Origin of the sequence: Rhizobium sp. ZW T2_16 (assembly GCF_044987325.1) — a bacterium.
GTDB classification, from domain to species: domain Bacteria; phylum Pseudomonadota; class Alphaproteobacteria; order Rhizobiales; family Rhizobiaceae; genus Neorhizobium; species Neorhizobium cellulosilyticum.
On record NZ_JBJDRG010000010.1, the window covers coordinates 23,686 to 45,017 of the forward strand.

Sequence of the window (21,332 nt, forward strand, 5' to 3'; positions counted from 1 at the left end):
CGTGGCAATCAGGCGTGAAACCTGCTGAAATGATCATTGAATATTCATGGCATCGGATCGGCGAACGACCTTCCGTCAGTGCGTGAACCGGCCGGGTCGTGCGTCGATGAGACGTCTCGTGTATGGATTTTGAGATTTGGAAAAGATGAAGTCGGCACTGCCGGCATCCTCGACGACACCGTCCCTGAAAATGTAGATTTCGCTGCAAAGGTCCTGCACGAGTGCGAGGTCATGTGAGATGAACAGCATCGAGACACCTCGCTCGCTGACCGTTTCCTTCAGCAGCCTCACGATGTCCGCCTGGACCGAAACGTCGAGCGCCGAGGTCGGCTCATCAGCAACGATGATGCTGGGATTGGCCAGAAGTGCTCGGGCAATGCACACTCTCTGTTTCTGGCCTCCCGAAAGCTGATGCGGAAAACTCAGCAGCAGCGATCTTGGAAGCCCTAGGCAATCCATCATCTCTCCGACATCCTGTCGATCCGATGGTGATCCCCGGCTCCCGAACCAGACGCTTTCCTCCAGGGCGGCACCAATCGACATGCGCGGATTGAGAGACATCGCCGGGTCCTGAAAGATCATCTGAACCTGACCGAGCAGCCCATTTTTCTTTCCGGCGAGAGAGATATCGAACTGCCTGCCATTAAGGTCGAGTGATCCTCGGCCTGCTGTTTCCAACCCGGCAACAATGCGTCCTATCGTGCTCTTGCCGCTGCCGCTCTCCCCCACGATGCCCGTTATGGAGCCGCGCACAAGTTCGATGGAGACATCCCGAAGGGCAGGAGATTGTGGGCCACGCCGAAGCCAGGGGAAACTGCGACCGGCATAAGTCTTGGTTACGTCCTTCACGCGCAATATCGGGTTCTGATCAAGCTTAGTCTGTGGCACGATGTTGGCTTGAGGATCGGCCGAACGAGGCACGTCGTTGGTTGGGGAGCTGGCTGGAGGGAGACGCAGACGCGGAACCGCAGCGAGGAGATCCTTCGTATACGCGTCGGCGGGCATGTCGAGAATGGCGGATGTTGCACCCTGTTCGACGACCTTGCCGTGACGCATTACAATGACCCTGTCGGCGATCTCCGAGATCACGCCCATATCGTGCGTAACGAGCATAACCGAGACCCCTGTTTCGTCAGTGAGGTTTCGCAATAGGGCAAGGATCTGCTTCTGGATGGTCGCGTCGAGAGCAGAGGTTGGTTCATCCGCAACGATGATATCCGGCCTGCCGGCCAATGCGATGGCGATGACGATACGCTGCCGCTGTCCACCGGAAAACTGGTGGGGGTAGTGACGGAAGCGTATGGCGGGATCGGGGATCCCCACGCGCTGCATGAGTTCGAGCGCACGACTCTTCGCCTGCCGCGATGTCAGGCCATCGTCCAGTGCCCGTATCGTTTCGACGATTTGAGATCCGACACTCATCAGCGGGTCGAGGGAGGCTGTGTGATCCTGGAAAATCGCCGAGATCCGGCGCCCCCTCAACTCCATCCGCTGCTTGTCGCTCAATTCATTGAGCGCAAGTCCTTCAAACAGAATGCGTCCGCCGGTCTGGCTAAATCCGGGTGCGAGCAGACCGAGGACCGCATTGCCGAGCGACGATTTTCCAGCACCGGACTCGCCAATTAGTCCGAGTATCTCACCTCGTCGCAACTCGAGACTGACATCGCGTAGGATGGTCGTGGTCGCCGCGGCGCCCTGATGTTTGAGGGTGAGGTTGTCTACAACGAGGAGGGGGTCGTGGTGGTGTTGCTGTTCCATATCAACGGCTCCTTGGATCGAGCCGCCGGCGCACATTCTCGCCGACGAAATTGATGCTTGCGATGAGGCCGAACAGAGCCAGACCGGGAAAGAGGCTGATCCAGTATTGTCCTGTAAGCAGATACTGAAACCCGTTAGCGACGGCGGAGCCGAGGGACGGCTTGTCGATCGGCACACCGAGGCCGAGAAACGAAAGCGTTGCTTCCAGCGCTACGGCATGACCGAGTTCGATCGGGACGAGGGTGATTGCGGGAGCAATGCTGTTCGGAAGAAGATGGCGAAAGATGATACGTCGGGTTGGCAGACGCAGGAGGCGCGCTGCATCCAGGTATGACTTGGCTGCCTCGCTCATCGCGACGCCGCGTGTCACGCGAGCGTAGGTAGCCCATTGTACGATCACGAGCGCCAAGATGATGCGGTCGATACCCGGCCCGAGCGTAACGATGGCGATGAGGGCAACAAGGATGGTCGGCAGGCTGAGCTGCAGATCGACGATCCGCATGATCAAGGCGTCGCCCCACTTGCCTGTATAGGCTGCTGTTACTCCGGCAGTCACGCCGATAAGAGCTGCGAGTGCCGTACTGGTGAAGGCAACGAAGAGGCTTATCCGCAATCCGTAAAGGACGGTGCTGAATATGTCGCGTCCCAGTCCGTCGGTTCCGAGCAGGTACGTGTAACCACCGCTGCCGGCGGTTCCCGGAGAAGACGAGGACTCCCAGGCGTATATCTGCAACGGGTCATAGGGATTTTGAGGAGCGATCAGAGATGCCGCGACTGCCAGCAGGACATAGGCCATCAATATCAGCAGCGGCAGGCTGACGCCGGATCGGCCGGAGCGTTTCCAGAATGTGCGCATTGTATCGGTTTTCATAGGGATACCTTTCAGGCGCTGCGGCGTGTTCGCGGATCGAGAACGACATAAAACAGGTCCACGAGTGCGTTGAGGGCGACAAAGGCAATCGAGATGAAGGTGAGGGTCGCCATGACGACCGGGCGGTCGAGAAGCTGAATCGAGTCGATCAGCAGTTTTCCGACGCCTGGCCAGTTGAAGATCGACTCCACCACCACGGCAAAGGCCAGCATTCCACCGAACTGCATGCCGATGATCGTGACAATCGGAACGCTGATGTTTGGCAGTGTATGCCTGAACAGGATGCGGCGGGGCGAGAGACCCTTCGCCTGGCAAAACCGTGTGAAGTCCTGGGTTTCTACCTCGATCGTTCCGGACCGCGTCAGCCGTGCGATGAGCGCAATGTTGGGAAGAGCAAGTGCCAACGCCGGAAGCGTCAGTTGTCTGAGCCCATCAAGCGTCAGGAAGCTCCACTCGGTTCCGAGGAGAGCCCCTGTTGGCCCCCGGCCGCCTGACGGGAACCAGCCCGTCAGGATGGCCCCGATCAGGATGAGCATCATGCTCAGCCAGAAGGACGGTATGCTCAGTGCAATAACGCTCAACCGAAGGATCGTCCGATCGACGGGCTTGTCCTTGCGGCGGCCTGCAAGCAGGCCTAACAGCACCCCCGCCGGAGCAGCGATCATCATCGCAACGATTGCGAGCTCGAGGGTTGCGGGGAGCTTGCCCATCACCAGCTGGAATGCCGGCAGGTGATAGATGTAGGAGGTCCCGAAATTACCTGTGAGGACATTGCCGATGAACCGGAAATACTGATGCCAGACCGGCTGATCCAATCCGAGAGCCACGGTCGCTCTCCTGATATCCTCAGGAGTAGCGGTTTCGGCGTTGACAAGATTGAAAACCGGGTTGCCGACGCTGTGAATGCCGATGAAGCCGATTACGGACATGACAAGGAGGAGGAGGAAGGCTTGTGAAAGCCTTCCAATGATTGCTGATATCATGGTGTCGCCCTCACTCGGTCGGTGGGGCGGCCTGCATGGCCATTGTCCAACCACGCGGGTGGACGGTGTAGGAACCAACCTTCTGGCTATGCCCGACGATCAGATGGAAGTGATAGAGCGGAATAGTGGGATAGTCGGCCATGACGAATTCCGTCGCGCTGGCGAGTGCCTCGCTGCGGCCAGGTCCTTCCTCCATCGCCTTGGCTTTGGTCAGCATCTGGTCGAAGGTCTTGTTTTCATAACGACCGTAATTCAGCGACCCGGTGCCGAGCGTTTCGTTTTGGGATGCGAGGACGCCATCGAGGCAAAGGGTGACAGCTTCTCCAGAGCAGCCGCCATACCAGAGAGGATACTCGCCACTTGAGCGTTTAGTCATGAAAACGGAGAACGGCGAAACGACAGGCTGTACCGTGACGCCGATACGAGCCCAGTTTTGGGCAACGGACTGAAGCGATTCGGCGTCGCCCGGATAACGACCGCCAGGCCCGGCGAGCACCACGTTGAACCCATTCGGGTAGCCGGCCTCTATAAGCAGTGCTCTTGCGCCATCATAGTCCGGCGGCGTGACCTTGAGCTTGTCCGACGTTCCTGAAAGACCCGGTGGGAATATCTGGGAAGCAGCCGTGCCGTAACCAGATAGGATTTTTTCGGTTATGAACGGACGATCGGTTGCCATCGTCAAAGCCTGACGGACGCGGCTGTCACGGAAGGGATTGGCAATTGTTTTGCCGGACTTGTCGGTAATGCCCGGATGCGTTTCGCTCGCGATATCGAATTGCAGGAAGTTCGACCGCGATGCGCTGGTGCTCTCGATCTTGATGTTGCGTTGCTTGAGATTTTCGACATCGCGGGCAGGGATGTAGTCGGCCAGATCGACGTCACCCGTTGTGAGCGCCGCTACGCGGGCAGCCGGGTTTTCAATGACGCGGAACGTGACATCGGACCATGCCGGCGGCTCGCCCCAATAGTCGGGGTTGCTGGCAAGTGTCAGCCGCTCGCCGGACTGCCAGCCCGCAAATTTGTAGGGACCGGTGCCGTTTGGCTTCGCGCCCGAATTCAGTTCTTCGGTCGTCGCGAAACCATTTGTCTTGTGCGGCAGGATGAACAGGGTCGTCATCTGAAGAGGGAGGGTAGGGGCTTCCCCATCGGTTTCGATGACGACGGTCATCGGATCGGGAGCGATCACAGACTTGATCGGCTTGGTGTAGGACTGGAAGCCGCCGCTCGGGGGCTTCAAAAAGTCGCGGACTCTCTCAATCGAGTAGATGACGTCCTGGGCGGTGAAGGGAGAGCCATCATGAAACCTCACGTCTTCGCGCAACTTGAACTCCCATTGCGTTGGGGCCAGCCGCTTCCAGGAAACGGCGAGAGCAGGCTGGGGAGAGAGATGTTCGTCCTGCCTGACCAGGCGCTCATATATATGGGCGAGAAGCGCGTTGTTCTCGTTGAGATCGGCATAATGCGGATCGAGCGTCATCAGCTTCAGCTGCGTCCCGATGCGCAACTCCTCCGCCATCGCCGTCGTTGCCGCAAGACCGGGGGAGAATACGGTCGCGATTGCTAGCGCCAGCAAAGGCGACCGGAATTTACGGATGAATTGCATTACGTCGTTCCCTTCTTTTTTGGTTTATTCAGCATTCCTTCAATGCGACGAGGAGTTGTCTCGACGCACACACCATCCTTTCCGCGACACGCTCCAATGGCGCCGCTGGTTAGGAATTCCTAATTATGAATTGCATACTCTGTAGTGGTATACTCTACATTGCATAACGCGATAAGCATGAAAAGCGGAAATTTTGCTTAATTTTCACGAGCGTTCGACCAGCCTCGGTTTAGAGAAGCGAATGTGAACGACGCGACTGCCGACGAAATCGAACTTCGGACTTGTAACGGGCGACCTGGATCAGCGATCACGACCGGGGAGGCAGAATACGCCGTTCATCGCAAGGAGATCGACTAGCATCGCACTGAGCTGCGGCCAGGGAAACTCCTTGCTATCAGACCGCGGTGCACCACGTTTCAAGATACAATGCAGCTTTGCAGCGGCAGCGACAGTCGACATTGCCGGCGCTTCCGACAGCTCGGCGGCCAATTGCTCCTCAACGATCGATGCTTCGCTTTCCGCTTGCTTCGCCCGGCTGTAACCGACCGATAGGTCTGCGGCATCCCACCGCCGTCGCTTGGCAAGCAATTCGGCCGCTGCATTTGCACGCGCATCGGCGAAATTTACGCCTCGAAGCTTGTCCTGAATTTCTTTGATGGTGGACACAACAGCCACCCCGCCGTGATCGGCAAGTTGGATCTCCACTCTTGCAGCAGGAACCATGGCAAATAGCGTGCTCTCGAGTTCCTGCTGCTCGCAACTTCGATGGCCGAGCTCCCGGAAAGCAAGCATCCAGGCTTTCCACCTTATCAGAACAACGTCGCGAACGCCGGCAACCCGGCGTTCCTGATCCGCGATATTCCTGGCCAGAAACCACTCTGTTGTTTGTAAAGGGTTTCTGCACGTGATTGCAGGCAAAGTTCTGCTATTCTCAGAATCAGCCATGATCCGAGCTCCAGACAGCTAGGGTTTGGTCAGGCTGTGAGAGGTGGTTGCAACACCACTCACAGCCGGTTGTTCGAATTAAAGGTACAAGCTCAGAACCCGATGCGCAACAAAAAATCAGTGCAGTGTGATGATATGAACGGTTTACAGTGCAAACTTGCGCGTACGGCCGTCGGTTGGGGCGTTCGTGAACTATCAAAAGCAGCCAAGGTATCTCAACAGACCATCACCCGCCTAGAAAAGGGCGAGCAGCTTCGTGAACCCACCCTAGCTAGGATAAAGAGTGCCCTTGAAGGAGCTGGCGTGGAGTTTATCGCTGCCAATGGTGGAGGTGTTGGGGTACGCCTCAGGGACCCTTGATTACGGCGTATGCCTCATTAAACACTCGAAGACATCCGGGGGCGCCGATCGGCGGCCGGCTTTCTTCCCTCATCGTCTATCCCAAAAGCATTGAAGAACGCCATTTCTCACGTTATATTGCCTCCATATCGGTGGCTCTGTGAGATTGAGGCGTATCATGGTCTCGCACAATATGCTGTGCTGGACGTCATCTGCCCCGAAACGGAACACAGGCCAAAATCTGAGCACGCTGCCGGTCGCTAATGCTTGATCGCATGATCTCTTCCACCCCTGTTAGCCATTGGCCGCTTCCATGGTCAGGTCATATCGCGCAAATACCCGGCATGACCGTCAAATTACCGTAGAAGTCAGTGTTTTAGGGCTACGCCGGAAAACCCATCACACCGCTGCCCAGGACCATTCAGTTGCATCGGGCGAAACACGCCCAGTCACGAGGTGCTTGGACATTTCGGTGTGGCAAAGAGAGTATTCAAAGACGTAGCGGTTAACTCGTTCACAACAAAGGTCGAAACGTTTACGGTCAAGGGCGATCTTTATTATACCGTGTCTTTGCACTTCATTGTCACGGAAAGGTATGATTTGGTCGACTGCGGGGCATATTCTGACGCTCCGAGGCGGCTTCCTCTGCTACGTCTTAGAGTAGATTTTCAATGTATGAACATCGGCTACCCGAACCTATTTTGAACTTTCGGTTTCGCGGGGTAAGGTCAAGGCCACTACAATAAGCTATGAAGACAAACTTTCGGTTCTTTTATTGGACAGAATCGAAAGGGCATCCTCAATCTCGATGTGCTTCTTTTGTTCAGGGTCGAAATATCGAGGATATAGAATGTAGGCACCCGCGAATATTTCCTCAACGGAGAGCTTCCTGCTTCGGCGTGGGTTGGCTTGTCGATCATCGGTTACGCCCCAGCCCGAGTAAAAGGGGCAGCCAATAGTCGTGACATGAATACCCCGTAAGAGTGCCTCGAAGCCTGACAGGGACGTGATTGTGTAAACATGGTCTACGGATCTGAATGCATCGGCGAGACTGACGTCTTGCTCCAAGATCCTGGCGATCATTCTAACATCGTTTGGGTCTGATAATTTTGTCGCGATCCCGCTGAGAACTTCTGGATGCGGTTTATAAACCACATCCGCGTCAGGATTCTCAAATCTAGCCAACCGTACCAGATCATTGTTTGTGAATGGCTTGTCGCATCCGTAAGAGATCGAAGAATCGCTTTCCACTTGGCCGATCACAAGAATGCGCTTCTTCGTTTTGGCACCATATACAGAGCTGATATCGATCGGGGTGCTGGAATTGTACTTGCTGATGCCGCTACTGAGAATAAAAGCAATTGCTTTCTTTGCGCGACTTATAAGTTTTTTGTCGTTAGAGAAATCGTAGTTTGAAAGTATATCCTCCAAGTCTGTAGAATTTCGTGATGAAAAGTACATGTCTTGGCAATCAAATGTCAAAGACATTGGTGGGGTATGCAGGGCTCCTAGCTTAATGGAGCGAATGAACCCATCTTCCACGTAATGAAATGAGATGTTGTTGTTTACGCAGAATTCTTTGAGGCTTGACGGGCCCTTGTACTGCCAGCTCAACACAGCGCTCCGATCGTCACGAAGTATTCGCTTTTTCCAAATCCGGTCGAATTGATCCGATGAAGTTTTTGCCGGCGCGATTATGACCTCGTGGTCAGGAAACCAGTCTTGGATAAAGGTTTTCCATTTACTGAAGCCGAATATGTATAATGGTGGTTTTCTCGAACGGGACAGCGCCCGCGCAGACTCGAGCCACTGCCTCAGGATTGGAATCCGCGCTGATCTTTTGCCGGAGGCGGCACTTTTATGCATCGCTTCGGGCAAAGCCGCGCTACTTTTAAGGTTCACGCGATCCAGAGCACGAAAAATCATCCGGCAAGCCCACACGACACTAGAAAAAAAATCGAGACCGCAACCTACCGCGGCTTTATGACAGGCGCATGAATTCGAGAGTAGCTTAATTGAGGAGCGGTGGATTTGTGTTTAAACCTCGCTGGGCACTCAGTCTCTGGTGGATAACTATGAAGCTAGTTCAACAGGTTGCCTTCATCGGGCCTTTTTCAGTTTGCAAATGTTGTTTGCGTGAGAAGGATGTGATTCCGGTCAGTTCGATCTCGACCAAACGAAGTTAGTACTGGACGCAAAATATGCTCAATGCAGCAGAGTTAAAAAATATACTGCTTAATAACAAATCATCAAAGTTTGGCAAATTAGCGCTGCGTTGGGCTGAAGCTGGAGCCGTCGCCGCGGTTACGGCGTTCAAACTCCTTCTTCGATTCTGGCCGAATTGTGCCTACTTTCATTCACGCCATGGCCGCTGGCTTGCTTTGCTTGGCTACCAGGATAAATCAATCACAGCGCTTGAAACTGCCACCAAACTTAATCCCGGCCTCGTACGAGATTGGGAGTTGCTGGCGGCCTCTTACGAAAAACAAAATCGCCCGTGGCTGCAGCTTGAGGCGATGCGAGGTGCGGTCGAGGCTGGACACGCAACTCCTTCAAGGCTTCGCCGGCTTGCACAGATCGAGGCGAAAATGCATCGCTACGAAGATGCATCTAGGACTTTTGAGAGCTTTCTATCTGCGAGGCCGAGTGACAAAGGTTTCGCCGAATACGGCTTAATGTTACTGGATGCGGGCGATCCTCTCAACGCAGCTGCGCAATTTCGCCGGGCGGAATCGGTTTCCAACAGAGAGAATGTGAAGCGTTTCGGTGTAGGGCATCTTCTTCAAGGCATGGGTCGATGGGCAGAGGCTGCCGAGGCCTATAGGCGCCTAGCCCAGGGAAAGCCGCATGACGGCGAGTTGTGCTATCGAACGGCTCAAGCTTACGATTATTGCTACAGGTGGGAGGATGCAATTCTCTGGTATCGCCGGGCTGTTGTTATCGACGAACGGAAAGCCAGATGGTACATGCGGCTCGGTTTCTGCCTGGAGCGCGCTGGCAACTACCTCGAGGCTTCGAAAGCCTATAGACAGGCCATTGCCTTGGAACATGTGCCGAGCTGGTGGTTCAGGCTAGGCGTGGTTCTTAACGCCCTAAACGACTATTTCGATGCTGCAGATGCTCTTCTCATTGCGCTCTCTGGGCACAGCGACATAGATCCGACTAATCAAGACCAGCCAAATCAGCCTGTTCTGCGGTTAGACGATTTCTCGTTGCCGGCCTTAGAGGGATTGGCCGCGGCCTCGAAAAGCCAAAAAGATTGGGCAATGCTTGGTGCGGCAAGCCAAGCACTGATCGACCGAACAGACAATCACACACAATCGCTCTATGCAGATTTGGGTTACGCGCTTATCCAAACGGGCCGCCTTGGGGACGGAATAGCGGCGCTGATCACCGCTCGCATCGATGCCCCAACCTTCGGAATGGACCATTCGATTTTCAAGCGGGCCGGGAACCGAACGCTTCTGGAAAATTACTCGCTGTTCAGGTCGACGCTGCCGATTCGCGAGAAAACTATCGTATTTGAGTCTTTTGGAGGCTCGTCAGTAGCCTGTAGCTCGCTCGCACTGTTTCGTCACCTGTTGAACGACCCACAGTTTGACGACTGGCTTCATGTATGGGCGTTATCGGATACCGAAAGCGCGCCAACCGAATACAAAAATCTTCCTAATGTCGTTTTCATCACAAAGGATAGCGACGCGTATGCGCGCTATCTGGCGACGGCGGGCTTCCTGATAAATAACAGCACTTTCCCTTATTGGTTCACACGGCGAGATGGCCAAAAATACCTAAATACCTGGCATGGCACGCCGTTGAAGACCCTCGGTATAAAAATGAAAGGGAGGCTTCTAGAGCACGCAAACGGTGCGAGGAATTTCCTGCAAGCGACCCATCTGGTGACACCGAACGCCCATACGACGCGTAGCACAATCGATGACTTTGGCGTCAAAGGATTAGTTGAATACAAGATTCGCGAGACGGGATATCCACGAGCAGATTTGGTTCTCGCATCTGATGATAGCCGCCGCGCGAGAACAAAACAGGCCTTGGGATTAACAGGCGAGAAGCCGGTTCTTTTCTACGCTCCAACTTGGCGCGGAACGCATGGGAAGGTGGAAGTCAATGTCGGAAGACTGCAGCAAGACATGTCAGCCTTGGAAAAAAGCGGCTTCGACATTGTCTATCGCGGGCACTCCATGGAACAGAAGGCTCTCGCTGGCCTTACGCTGAACGTGAAGATCGCGCCGATTGACATCGACACAAACGATATATTGGCCATCACCGACGTTCTTGTAACCGACTACTCATCGGTATTTTTCGAATTTATCCCAAGGAAGATGCCCATCATATTTTATGCTTACGATTACGAAGATTATTCGAGAGACCGTGGTTTTTACTTAGATATTCACGATATGCCTGGACGCGTAGTGAAGGACATTGATGGACTGCTATCGGCCATAGCGGATACCAATGTTGACGAATCCCGGTATGCGAAAGCAGCAGCTGAGTTCTGCTTTCATGATGATGGCCATGCCAGCGAGCGTGTTAAGCAATTCTTCTTTGGGGAGTGCCCTGCATGCAAGATTGATCGCAGCGAGAAGCGCGTCTTGTTCTATGCCGGTCCTTTTATGGCCAATGGTATCACAGCGTCATTTGCTAATCTTGCTAATGCTCTCGCAGATGATGAAGCTCAGACCTATCTGGCCGTCGATCCAAAGGCAGTGCAGAAGGACAAGCGGCGTGCAGCTCAGGTGGCTGGATTGCCGGAGTCTATGCATATCATCGGGCGCGTGGGATTAATGCCTATGACGCCGGAGCAGCGGTGGGTCACCAATCGAGCACTGACGATGGAGTCCATTGAGGCGCCCAACCTACGAAAAATACTTGTACAGGCTCACCGTAATGAATTTCGCCGGGTTTTCTCTGACGTGGAATTTGATGCGGTCGTCCACTTTGAAGGATACAACACATTCTGGTCGATGCTCCTCGCGAACTCGAACGCTAGCAAAACGATAGCTTACATGCATAACGATATGTATCAGGAGTGGTTCACAAAAAATCCTCCTCTGAAGTTCTTGTTTCGCAGCTTCAAGGAGTATGATGCACTAGTCTCCGTGAGCGAGCTGCTGAGCGAGCACAATCGCGAGGCAATGTCGACGGCATTCAGCATAGACCGAAGCAAGTTCGTGTCAGCGCCAAATCTTATCTCTCCTGACGGGATAATTGCACAGAGTCTCCATCCTCTCGACGAGGATCTCGTGCCTTGGTACGCTGGCGGGAAAACCTTCACCACAGTAGGCCGACTGTCGCCGGAGAAAGATCATCACAAGCTCATTAAGGCTTTCCTCGCGGTGTCGAAAGCGCACCAGGATGCAAAGTTGGTTATTTTAGGAGATGGCCCTCTACGATTATCGCTTGAGCATTTAGTCAACGATCTAGGTTTGAAAACTAAGGTTTTCCTGGCTGGCCATAGAGCTAATGCTTTCCCGGCAATGAGACGTTCAGCCGCATTTATTCTGAGTTCGAACCACGAGGGCCAGCCGATGGTCCTGCTCGAGGCGATGACGCTGGCGGTACCCATAATCGCAACAGATATACCGGGTAATCGCGGAGTTCTGAAGGGAAAGTTTGGCCAGTTAGTGCCAAACACAGAAGAAGGTATCGCCCTTGAACTTATTGAATTTCTTTCGGGAAAGCCTACCGTTGCAGAGGCATTTGATGCTTCAGCTTATCGGCATCGTGCGTTGGAATCGTTCAAGGAGCTATTGCGGTAGATCTCCGATATCCGGTCGAACTATGACACAAGCGAGGAGAAAGCGTCTATGTCTAAAAGGCAAGCAACTGTCGCCGCAATCATTTTGGAGTATATACCGATGGCATCTCCTGATGTCGCTGCGGAACTTTCTAAAAAGATTGTGGCTGCACTCGACGAGAAGAAGCTCCCCCAAGCGCCTGGTGGGTTCCTGGGAGGCTCTCAGCCGGATGACTAGAGAGCAATTCCCGGGGGAATTGGCCGAATTGTTGTGAACGTCTTGATCACTCGAAAATGAATTAGATAGACTCTGATGGATATCGAAGAATTAATCTTACAGTTAAAGGATGAGAAGTGGCCGAGCAGAAAGCTCGACACGGATATCGCGGCGTTTTTTGGGTTCAAACGCGCCTCATCGGCTCAGTACCCTAAATTCTCGTGGCATCATCCTAATGGCACAACGAACCCATTGCCAAAATTTACCTACTCTATGCAGGACGCCTATGAGCTTTTGCTGTTAGCAGCACCGGGATGCGTTGGAGCTTGCAGTTGGGAAGAAGGCCAGGCTACCGCCCGAGTCGAGAATGGCCCCTTCTGCATGGCCGCAACGCCCGCAATGGCGATCTGTATAGCGGCCCTTGTCGAGTTACGGCGCAATCACCAGGCAGGCTCTATGGCCACAGCTACTTCTTGATCGAGCACTTATCCGGCAGATCCGATCCCGGAACGCCTTCCGAAAGTGGAACGACAAAGGTATCGTACCCTCTACCGGAGCAGTCCTTCCGAGATATTCCTATCCAATATTCCGCCTGTCCGCCCGCGCCTTTGATCGTAAACATACCTTCCGGTTCTCCGATCTGAGGAACGTTTTCGTCACTTGATCGCAGCCTTTGAACGCCGGTTCCCAAACTCGAGGACTTCATTACGGACTTGCTCATGATATCAAAATCCGTGACGCTCTGCTGCCCAGCAACCAAATTGTTGCCGTTTAGGAACTTCAACTGATTTCCATCTAGGGCAATACCCTGGTTAGGCAATCCAAGGTTCGGCTGGATGATCTCAATGTACGGTGTACCATCACCGGTTCTGTCGCCCTGTGGCCCAGCGGTAAGTGCCGCAACCGGCCATATCCTGACATTCTTCCCCCTCTTATAGGGGCCGCCTGTCTTAATAAGTCTTGTCTTATCAACGGAGAGGGCGACGGTACCCGACTTAACCTCACTTGGCTGCAATGTGTAAACCCGCACATTTACGAGTTTCCAGCCTTTGCCCGATCCTGACATCTCAAAGAAAGTTGCTCCGCGGCTATCACCGCTGTCGGTCACTAGAGTGAAGGCACCATTAATAAAAAGATAGTCAATGCTTTGCCCGTGACCCAAGCTGTAAGGTGACGAGCTGCCAGGGCCGACCGTCTCACTGTAATCGATTACGTTACCAGTCGCATCGTGTCGGACAACGTTGATCCGCTCAGAGCCGTCCCCGTTGCGTCGGTTCCATGTCGAATAGAACATTTGCTGCTCAGGAACCCACACTACTCCTTGAATCCCTTGGAGCCTCTTGATGTTAGGCGTCCTGAGCTGAATGAATGCTTTGTCGCGGATTGCTGGGTCTGCATGCACCGACGACGGCGGCCAGGTAAAGGCGAGACATAAAAGCAAGAGCGGAATAATGGTTCTACGAGTCATGTTTAGTCACTCTTCTAAAGGTAACCACTGGTCCATGAGAGCCGACCGTTTCGTAGGCAAAGCCCTGCGCTGCCAATTCTCCGAACAACTGTGCCATCCCCGACAGCCCGAATATGCCGGGATGTGTCTCCATGATTATGACGTTAACAGAAGCCATATCGACGGTGGCGAATAGGCCCAGTTCCGCCCCTTCAATATCAATGATAATCACTTGTGGCTGGAGATCATCCAGAAACTTTTGCAAAGGTACTGCGGGAACGCGGACCGTCGTACGAGTCTGCCCGATGTTGTGAATAGATGATCCAAGAAGGCTTTTCCCGATATTGAAGTCGTAAAAACCGCGCTCAATAGCTTCGGCATCGCTTGTTGCGATGCAGTTATGAACCGTAGCCACCTTTAGATCATTGAGTTCATGCGCATCATTGATAGCTGGAACCAACGAAGGATTTGCTTCGATGATATTATAGCTTTGGGGGGATTTCGTTTTGCAGATAGTTGCCGACACGATCCCAAACCCACCGCCGAGTTCGAGTATGCGCTCTCCGCCCTTGAGAACTGATGACGCCGCCTGAATTTCCTTACTCTCAAACCGGCCCGCCTTGACCCGCGCGGCTTGATGCTCAGTCATCAAATCTGCGTTGTATCGCAGCTTTACGCCAGTTGTTGGGTTTATCAAGATCTCGCCAGGGTTCACCCTTTGATGTTCCTTCGGTGGGCTAACGGCTTTGAAATCGGTAAGATTTAACCAATCGCCACGAGCTACCGCCGCAATAAGCGTCTTTGAGGTAACCTGCTCAGGCTTATGCTTCCAGCTCAACTTATGGACAAACGAGGATCTATACACTTCCGGAAAGTTGATCCCGCTCGCGCTCTTCAACATCAGGCGGTTCATTTGCCTGGGCTTAGATTTCCCTGGATCAATAGATAATACGATTGACCTGAACTGGGCGTCTTTCTCAAAGCACAGTTTGAAAATTTGGTGCAAAGCAAAATAATGATCTGGACCGGGGTGCTCGCTGCAGTAGGCGATCATCATTTCCCGGATCAGGCAAGAGACGTAGTTCCCTGGTTGACTGGCTAAGAACCAGCTTGAAATCACTCCGTCTTTCCCTTTTGGAAACGCAAAAAATCCGCTATTTTCAATAAGCCTCTGCGCTACTGGTATCCAGTTCTTGGAGGCAAGGCAGGTCGCGTCAGCCCATATGCCTCCATATCGAGACAGCAATTCAAATCGAAGCAGGTCTGAGAAGAACGTCTTATTCGCAAATACTTCTGGCCTGACGGTATCAGGCAAGTCGACAAAAAATCGAAAATTGGCGTCGGTCACGAGCGCAACATCGGCCTCGGCATGAAGCGCCTTCAAATGTCTTAGGCAAGATTGCACGACCGCAGGTGCCTGCTCGAATCCCTGCGCCCAGTAGACAAAGATGCGGAACCTAGGAGTTAGATCTCCGAAGCGGTTCTTAGCAATCCAGTCAATGCGCTTCGATGCTGCTTTGGCTGCTGCCGGGTACTGTTTATCAACAAAACGGAAGACGGCTTCTATCTGCTGCGGCTCCGCCCCAAAAGGATCGCTCTTCTCATCACCTGTAACTAAAGCAGAGCCTGCAATCATCTGAATATCCCCGTTGTTTATCGAGCCGTACTTGGGTGGTCAGAGCCAGACAAGCCGGCTGGCGATGCAATCAAGCCTTTGCCGCTGCAGCGATTTTGTTCATCCGGACTTCCAGCTTTTTCAAGCGGGCGGCGATTCGCTCAATCTTGTCCTCGTATCGGGTGTGTAGACCGGTAATGCGATAGGCCAAGTCGTCAGATGCCGAAATAACATCAATTGGGGCCGGATAGTTCATCTTTGCCACCTTCTCGTCAAACGCTGCTACGTCTGAGCTATTTCCATAAATATGTGGAAGGCCGTTCTTTTCTAGGAACGCCTTATATGTGGTGAATCGTGCCAAATGGCCACGCATCATCGGACCATAATCGGCTCTTTCATAAAGCTCGCGTACGGAGGTCTTATCCGTGATTTCTTTACTCTTTACATGGGGAATTTCATAATACTGCGATAGTTCCAGCGTTCTAGAGTCGTGAGCAATCACCATGCCAGGGGTGCCAGCAAGGAGTGCGAAGACATTCCCGTGAATTCGTGTTCCGATCGCGAAGTGGCGCGGCCGCATGAAGTCAAGCCACGTTCGGACATCCGTGAAGAAGCGGGCTGCACCCGTCGCAATATACAAACTGCTCAAATCAGACGGGATGCCATCGGCAGACCCGGCCTCTTTTCGAGGCTTGCCCCACATTAGAAGGTGCGCATCTTCCATATCCTGCGGAACATAGACAGCCTGAGAATGGTCTTCTAAGGTTCGTGCAAAGAACCGTTCTACGATTGAGCCCTGCTTGTTTGTGATGTTGACCGTAACCAAGCTATCTCTATCGAGTGCTGCAACTTTTTTCGCAACCTTCAGGTTTTCGCCATTGAGGTACATCGAGGGACATCCGATGGTTTCGACGGCAGAGAATCCGAGGTTGTTGAGATATTCTCGCGTATATTCTCCTCTGACTCCGATTATGGCTGACTTATCGAGTACAGCCGCCACAAACTCTTTCGCAGCAGCGTCAATAGGAGAGCCCTTAAGCTGAGAGAAGTTCATATCGGTTTGAGCGCCAATTCCCACGACGACACACGGAATCTTTAGCTTTTTGATGAGATCCGTATGGGCACGGAGCTGTTTCTCGAAGCTTCCGCGAAAGGCGTTCGCAAAGGGAAGGACGAAAACATCGTACTTCTCGTTGATCTCGTCGGCTGATGCGGGATCTGCCTTGTACCGGGTAACATCGATCTCTGTGTTGGCCTTAGACAGGCTCTTGAATACGGACTGTGCGAACAGAAGATTTCCGCTGTTATTCGCGATCAGGTTCTGGTCAAGCGTGACCAAGGGGTCGATCACCTCGAAAGGAGATTTCCCGGCACGCATAAGTATCTTGGTCATCTTGCTCTCCAGAGTTGATGGGCCTCCATATCCCATCTTTCTGGAGACTGGCAACGCCGTATCGCTGGTTCCGACGTGTTCTGTCCTAGAGGTGTGTTTCCTTCCGTCTCATTTTGCGGAACACGCCACCAGCAAGACCTGCGCCTTCACTTGTTTGTAGCGCGATTTGAGAAAACAATCGTTTGCCGATGTTAGGTTCCCGGACTCTTGTTGACTGTCGTCAGCTGATAAACAGTCGACGTCAAGCGTAGATCATTTTCTGAGAAAACTGCGAGAATCATCAACGAGCAATGGGAGGCAACACAGTTTCAAGAAAAGGGCTCGTGCGGGTTAGTTTCGTGGGTATGTCACGGTGGACATCTGAGCAGTTTAGCCGCGATCACTCGCGAGAGCTGTATTTTTTTATGTCCTGAGCTTTTTCTGACTACGATTCCGAAAGCTTGGAAGCTTGCAATGCCGTCATAAAAGCTTCATAAATCTGTCATCTCCCAAGGGCAGAGAAGGGCCGTATATGAAGAGAATCATTACGTTCGGAACATTCGATGTTCTGCATGTTGGGCACATCAGGATTCTGCAGCGGGCGCGGCTGCTTGGCAATCATTTGACGGTCGGAATCTCAACCGACGCGCTTAATTGGTCCAAAAAACAGAAGAAAACCGTCTACTCCCAATTTGATCGTCTTGAAATCGTAAAAGCTGTCGCAGGTGTGGACGAAGTCTTTTTTGAACATTCTCTGGAAGAAAAAGGCGAATACATCAAACAACACGCGGCAGATGTTCTCGTCATGGGCGACGATTGGGCGGGAAGGTTTGACGAGTTCAAATCCCTTTGCGAGGTTGTTTACCTTCCGAGGACGGAGGGAATATCCACAACCCAATTGCTTGCTGAAATCCGAGCAATCGCGTCCTAAAGTCATTGCAATGAAAGCGCCTGCCGTTGGCTTTATAGCCCGAAATGAGTTTCAATTTAAACAAGTCGAACAGTTATGGCAGGCCTACCCCTCCTCAAAGGTATTACTCGTTGGAAACGCCGTTGATTGGACAGACTTCCTTGCGGCGATTCCACTCGAGGCGCGTGATCGCTTCCTCATTTTATCCTATCGTCAAGCGGTTGCGATGGAAGGAGATTTCGACGTTCTTTTTTTTCAGACGCCGTTTCCACTCATTGAGGAAATAAACAAAGCGCGTCTTGTATGTGTGCAATACGGACTAGCTAAAGAGCGTCATAATTACGGCGAATGGCATTCTCTCGCGGATATGAACCTTATGTACGGTGATTATTCTGCTGCTGCAGTCTCACATTTTTCTCCAAGTTATGCTGTCGGAAACTTGAAATTCGCAGGTTGGAAGGTTTGTGACGGGGCCTCTGCCAAGAAGGATGCGGCGATCAATTTAGGGTTGCGACCTGATCGCGCCACAATTCTTTATATGCCGACTTATAATGAGCTTGGTTCGCTCATGCGGCTTCTTGAGCCGTTATCTCGTTTAGCCCAAAGTTACAACGTTGTTATCAAGGCGCACCATAATCAAGAAAAGAACGGTGACACTTCTTGGCGACAAAAGGCGAAAGAATTCGGGTTTTGCCATCTTTTTGGTGCCTCCGCCGATCAGCGGGAACTGCTCAATGCTGCCAACGTCGTGATCAGTGATTTTTCCGGTGCGATTTTTGATGCACTTTATGCTCAGGTACCTGTCGTCCTCTTCCAAGAAGATGCAGCAAGCGCTGTTGGTATTCAGAAATTCAACCTCCACTCAATCGAGTACCGACGACGGCATGAACTCGGCGTGGTTTGCGAAAATCCCGAGAACCTTCGGCACTGTATCGAGCAAGCCTTAAATCCCTCGGCTTCGGAACGAGAGAAATTAGAGGTGCTGCGATCGGAGTTAATGATCGACTGCTCCAAGGTCGATGTGATTAAGTTGGCACAATCCAAAGTTCGGGACCTGCTTGAAGGGCGTGTCCCCGCTTTGAGTACCTCTCAGAGTTATGTACGCGAACTCGTAAAAATGGCTCGCAGTGGGGAACGGCAACTGAAAAGTGTTCAGAAGAAAAACTCGAACAGGCGTGTCGGGGTTGCGAGCTGGTTGACTTGGCTCAAGCGGTTTGTTGTCTAAAAGGCCTCAGGTATGCGGCTAAGCAATTACTCGGCCGCCTCGTTCCGTAAAGGGGGGGGGCGAGCTCAGTTCAGTTGCTCTCATTGACTGTACTAGATTGAAGGCATCTTCGATCTCAATGAGTTCGCCGGACATAGGGTTCACATAGACGGACATGTCGATGCATGCTGCGTGGAAAAGCTCCTCTTTTGTTCGTATCCTGGTACGTCGAGCGATCGGTTGGCGGTCTTCGGTCAAGCCCCAACCGGCGTAGAAAGGCATGCCAAATGTCACTACTTTTTTTTCCCGGAGCAGTGCTTCAAATCCCACTTGAGAAGAAACGACATATACAGATGCGCACTGATCCAGAACCTGCGTGATATCCGCATCGTCGGGAAGCAACTTCACGCGCGCTGTCGTCGGAAGGATATTGCGATTTGTCTTGACGTTGTCGGGATGACGCTTGAAATAGACCGTCGCATTCGGGTTTTCCCGAACTGCCGCAGTCACCATGTCGGTTATGGTGCGCTTCTCGGCGCCACCGAATCTGATTGAGGCATCATGCGGTGTTTGGTCGATCACAACCACAGCTCCTGGTTCCAAGGAAACGGATGCTCCTTTACCGGCATTCCGGTTGTATTTGGTGAGACGCTCGGATTTGACGCGTTGGATCAAGCTTTTTGCGCGAGCCAATTCTGCATCATTGAGTTCATACGAGGCATCATTCAACTTAAGCTCTAGGCGCGATGGCTGCCTTGCATCGTAATAATAGCATAGGTCGTCAAGAATATAGCCGAAGGGTCGCCTGCCAACAGCTGGTGATGCGTGGTCAAAATAACCAGCGTAAGCGCCAAAGAATGCGGCTTCTCCGAAAATGATGTCACGGTCGAAGCTTGCGGTAAGCAATGCATCCCAGAAGCCGGATGTGCGAATCGCCATATGCAGGACTAGCGAAAAATCGGCTTCGTAAGGGAGAACCTTCATGCTCACATTTGGCGTCCGGAGAATGAGTTTGATGTTCTCGTGGAACCCTCCTTCAAGGTCGTCATTGGGGGCGTTTGAATAGACTTTGGCGTTTTCGGGAATGTTGCGGACAAAATCCGTTGCAGAAAATTTCCGTTCCCGGCGCAATATTCCCCGCATTGCCAGGAAGGAGTGCATCTGGATTAGAGATTGCTTTTCCGACAAGGTGCGCAACTCATCAAAAGGCTTTTGCTTCCAGAGCTTTCCGCTTTTGACGTTTTTTTCGAGCCAAGTACGTGTTCCCTTTGCTTTGTAGCCCTCGTGTAAAGCTCTAACGAGCTTATCGAGCCACAGTTTCTGGTACAACGTCGCTAGCAGTGACGGCTTCTTATCGCGACGAACCTTGATGGTCGGCCAATCTGGCTCGGGGAATAAGTCGGCGTAAACAGAGACGTTTGAAAACCGGTACCAGTCACGTCGCCTTGGATGAGCGCCGCCGTTCCATGGCTTCATTGTGCCATTGTAGTGGATGATCTTGGGCTCAGTTCTTCCATCTGCAAAATCTGTGGCAGTCACAAGTGCTCGACCACCCATATTGTTCGCCACCCATTCCTCTTCGAACAGTTGTCCGTGCATGTTCCATCGGATGTGAACATAAGCCATTCGTTCGCTGAAAAGAGAATTCAGGATCTGCTGATCGCCATGGAATATGAGAAACTGGTTTTGCTCGACATAGGCGCTTACTACTTCGAGAAAGTCCATCGCGCGGATAGCTTTGATGTTGCAGACCAAAACGCCAGCATTCAGATTTACTGAAGTAGCCGAAGTCTTGTACGCCTTGCGATGTGCCACACTATTATAGTCCTCCGCACCAGCGAAGAGTGTTTCCTCGTTAAGAGGCGTATCGTAAAGATCCGCAATATTGCCGAGGATGATCATGTCGGAATCGAGATAAACAACCTTGTCGACATCGGGTGGCAAAACAAGGTGCATGCCTAGTCTGAAGTACGTCGCACTCGAAATGCCACGACTTGTTCGGACCGTCGCGTATTCTGCCGCGGAGACGGTCAATGACTGAACCTCAATATTGAATTGCTTTGCAAGGGTCTGAAAACGCGCAGCGTCATCCTGCGGCATCGGCTTTTCGATGAGAATGAAAGCCCGAAGCCTCCTTGTATCCCTGAAGTTTGCAGCAACCGAAGTAAGCGCCACGGCAGTGATTGGTAGGTACTCTTCGTCAGTCGCAAAAACGACGTTTACATAGGTGTTGCTATCAGTGTTCCGCATCGGCTCTCAGACCTGGATTTCCCCCTCCTGCCTTAGTTCATGTTCGATGACGGTATTGTGACAAAC

15 protein-coding genes are annotated in these 21,332 nt (G+C 52.6%); 5 read left to right on the plus strand and 10 right to left on the minus strand.

Features of this window, described 5'->3' with window-relative positions; all coding sequences use genetic code 11:
- Positions 1–75: 75 nt before the first annotated feature.
- The 5 genes from ACI3K0_RS20820 to ACI3K0_RS20840 all read right to left on the minus strand — a co-directional run bounded on the left by ACI3K0_RS20820 (position 76) and on the right by ACI3K0_RS20840 (position 6,160).
- Positions 76–1,758, minus strand: coding sequence for a dipeptide ABC transporter ATP-binding protein (locus ACI3K0_RS20820; protein ID WP_404946144.1), 1,683 nt, complete (start codon positions 1,756–1,758; stop codon positions 76–78).
- A gap of 1 nt (position 1,759) precedes the next feature.
- Positions 1,760–2,614, minus strand: coding sequence for an ABC transporter permease (locus tag ACI3K0_RS20825; protein WP_286195091.1), 855 nt, complete (start codon positions 2,612–2,614; stop codon positions 1,760–1,762).
- A gap of 26 nt (positions 2,615–2,640) precedes the next feature.
- On the minus strand, positions 2,641–3,612 hold the full coding sequence (locus ACI3K0_RS20830) for an ABC transporter permease (protein ID WP_183686393.1): 972 nt from the start codon (positions 3,610–3,612) through the stop codon (positions 2,641–2,643).
- 10 nt (positions 3,613–3,622) lie between these two features.
- Positions 3,623–5,215 (minus strand): ABC transporter substrate-binding protein, encoded by a 1,593-nt coding sequence (locus tag ACI3K0_RS20835; protein WP_404946145.1) that lies wholly within the window; start codon positions 5,213–5,215, stop codon positions 3,623–3,625.
- Between the two features lie 300 nt (positions 5,216–5,515).
- Positions 5,516–6,160, minus strand: coding sequence for a hypothetical protein (locus ACI3K0_RS20840; RefSeq protein WP_404946146.1), 645 nt, complete (start codon positions 6,158–6,160; stop codon positions 5,516–5,518).
- A 135-nt stretch (positions 6,161–6,295) separates the two neighbouring features.
- Here ACI3K0_RS20840 and ACI3K0_RS20845 point away from each other — a divergent pair, with 135 nt between their 5' ends.
- Positions 6,296–6,520, plus strand: a complete 225-nt coding sequence (locus tag ACI3K0_RS20845; RefSeq protein ID WP_220326518.1) for a helix-turn-helix transcriptional regulator — start codon at positions 6,296–6,298, stop codon at positions 6,518–6,520.
- Between the two features lie 726 nt (positions 6,521–7,246).
- Here ACI3K0_RS20845 and ACI3K0_RS20850 read toward each other — a convergent pair.
- On the minus strand, positions 7,247–8,425 hold the full coding sequence (locus ACI3K0_RS20850) for a capsular polysaccharide biosynthesis protein (RefSeq protein ID WP_404946147.1): 1,179 nt from the start codon (positions 8,423–8,425) through the stop codon (positions 7,247–7,249).
- A 275-nt stretch (positions 8,426–8,700) separates the two neighbouring features.
- Between ACI3K0_RS20850 and ACI3K0_RS20855 the strand changes: the two genes are divergently transcribed.
- A complete protein-coding gene (locus ACI3K0_RS20855) occupies positions 8,701–12,273 on the plus strand; it encodes a CDP-glycerol glycerophosphotransferase family protein (RefSeq protein WP_404946148.1) in 3,573 nt (1,190 codons plus the stop codon).
- A 291-nt stretch (positions 12,274–12,564) separates the two neighbouring features.
- Positions 12,565–12,945, plus strand: coding sequence for a hypothetical protein (locus ACI3K0_RS20860; RefSeq protein WP_404946149.1), 381 nt, complete (start codon positions 12,565–12,567; stop codon positions 12,943–12,945).
- Here ACI3K0_RS20860 and ACI3K0_RS20865 read toward each other — a convergent pair.
- The 3 genes from ACI3K0_RS20865 to ACI3K0_RS20875 form a co-directional block, all read right to left on the minus strand.
- Complete coding sequence (locus tag ACI3K0_RS20865) at positions 12,935–13,936, minus strand: hypothetical protein (protein WP_404946150.1); 1,002 nt, start codon at positions 13,934–13,936, stop codon at positions 12,935–12,937. The genes ACI3K0_RS20860 and ACI3K0_RS20865 overlap by 11 nt on opposite strands.
- Positions 13,926–15,551, minus strand: coding sequence for a capsular polysaccharide synthesis protein (locus ACI3K0_RS20870; RefSeq protein ID WP_404946151.1), 1,626 nt, complete (start codon positions 15,549–15,551; stop codon positions 13,926–13,928). The genes ACI3K0_RS20865 and ACI3K0_RS20870 overlap by 11 nt, the downstream gene beginning before the upstream one ends.
- A 70-nt stretch (positions 15,552–15,621) precedes the next feature.
- On the minus strand, positions 15,622–16,923 hold the full coding sequence (locus ACI3K0_RS20875; RefSeq protein WP_404946152.1) for a polysaccharide pyruvyl transferase family protein: 1,302 nt from the start codon (positions 16,921–16,923) through the stop codon (positions 15,622–15,624).
- A gap of 511 nt (positions 16,924–17,434) precedes the next feature.
- On the opposite strand from ACI3K0_RS20875, the gene ACI3K0_RS20880 reads away from it, so the two are divergent.
- A complete protein-coding gene (locus ACI3K0_RS20880; protein WP_404946153.1) occupies positions 17,435–17,833 on the plus strand; it encodes an adenylyltransferase/cytidyltransferase family protein in 399 nt (132 codons plus the stop codon).
- Between the two features lie 10 nt (positions 17,834–17,843).
- Complete coding sequence (locus ACI3K0_RS20885; protein WP_404946154.1) at positions 17,844–19,037, plus strand: CDP-glycerol glycerophosphotransferase family protein; 1,194 nt, start codon at positions 17,844–17,846, stop codon at positions 19,035–19,037.
- An 18-nt stretch (positions 19,038–19,055) separates the two neighbouring features.
- On the opposite strand, the gene ACI3K0_RS20890 is transcribed toward ACI3K0_RS20885, so the two are convergent.
- On the minus strand, positions 19,056–21,266 hold the full coding sequence (locus ACI3K0_RS20890; protein ID WP_404946155.1) for a glycosyltransferase: 2,211 nt from the start codon (positions 21,264–21,266) through the stop codon (positions 19,056–19,058).
- Positions 21,267–21,332 lie beyond the last annotated feature (66 nt).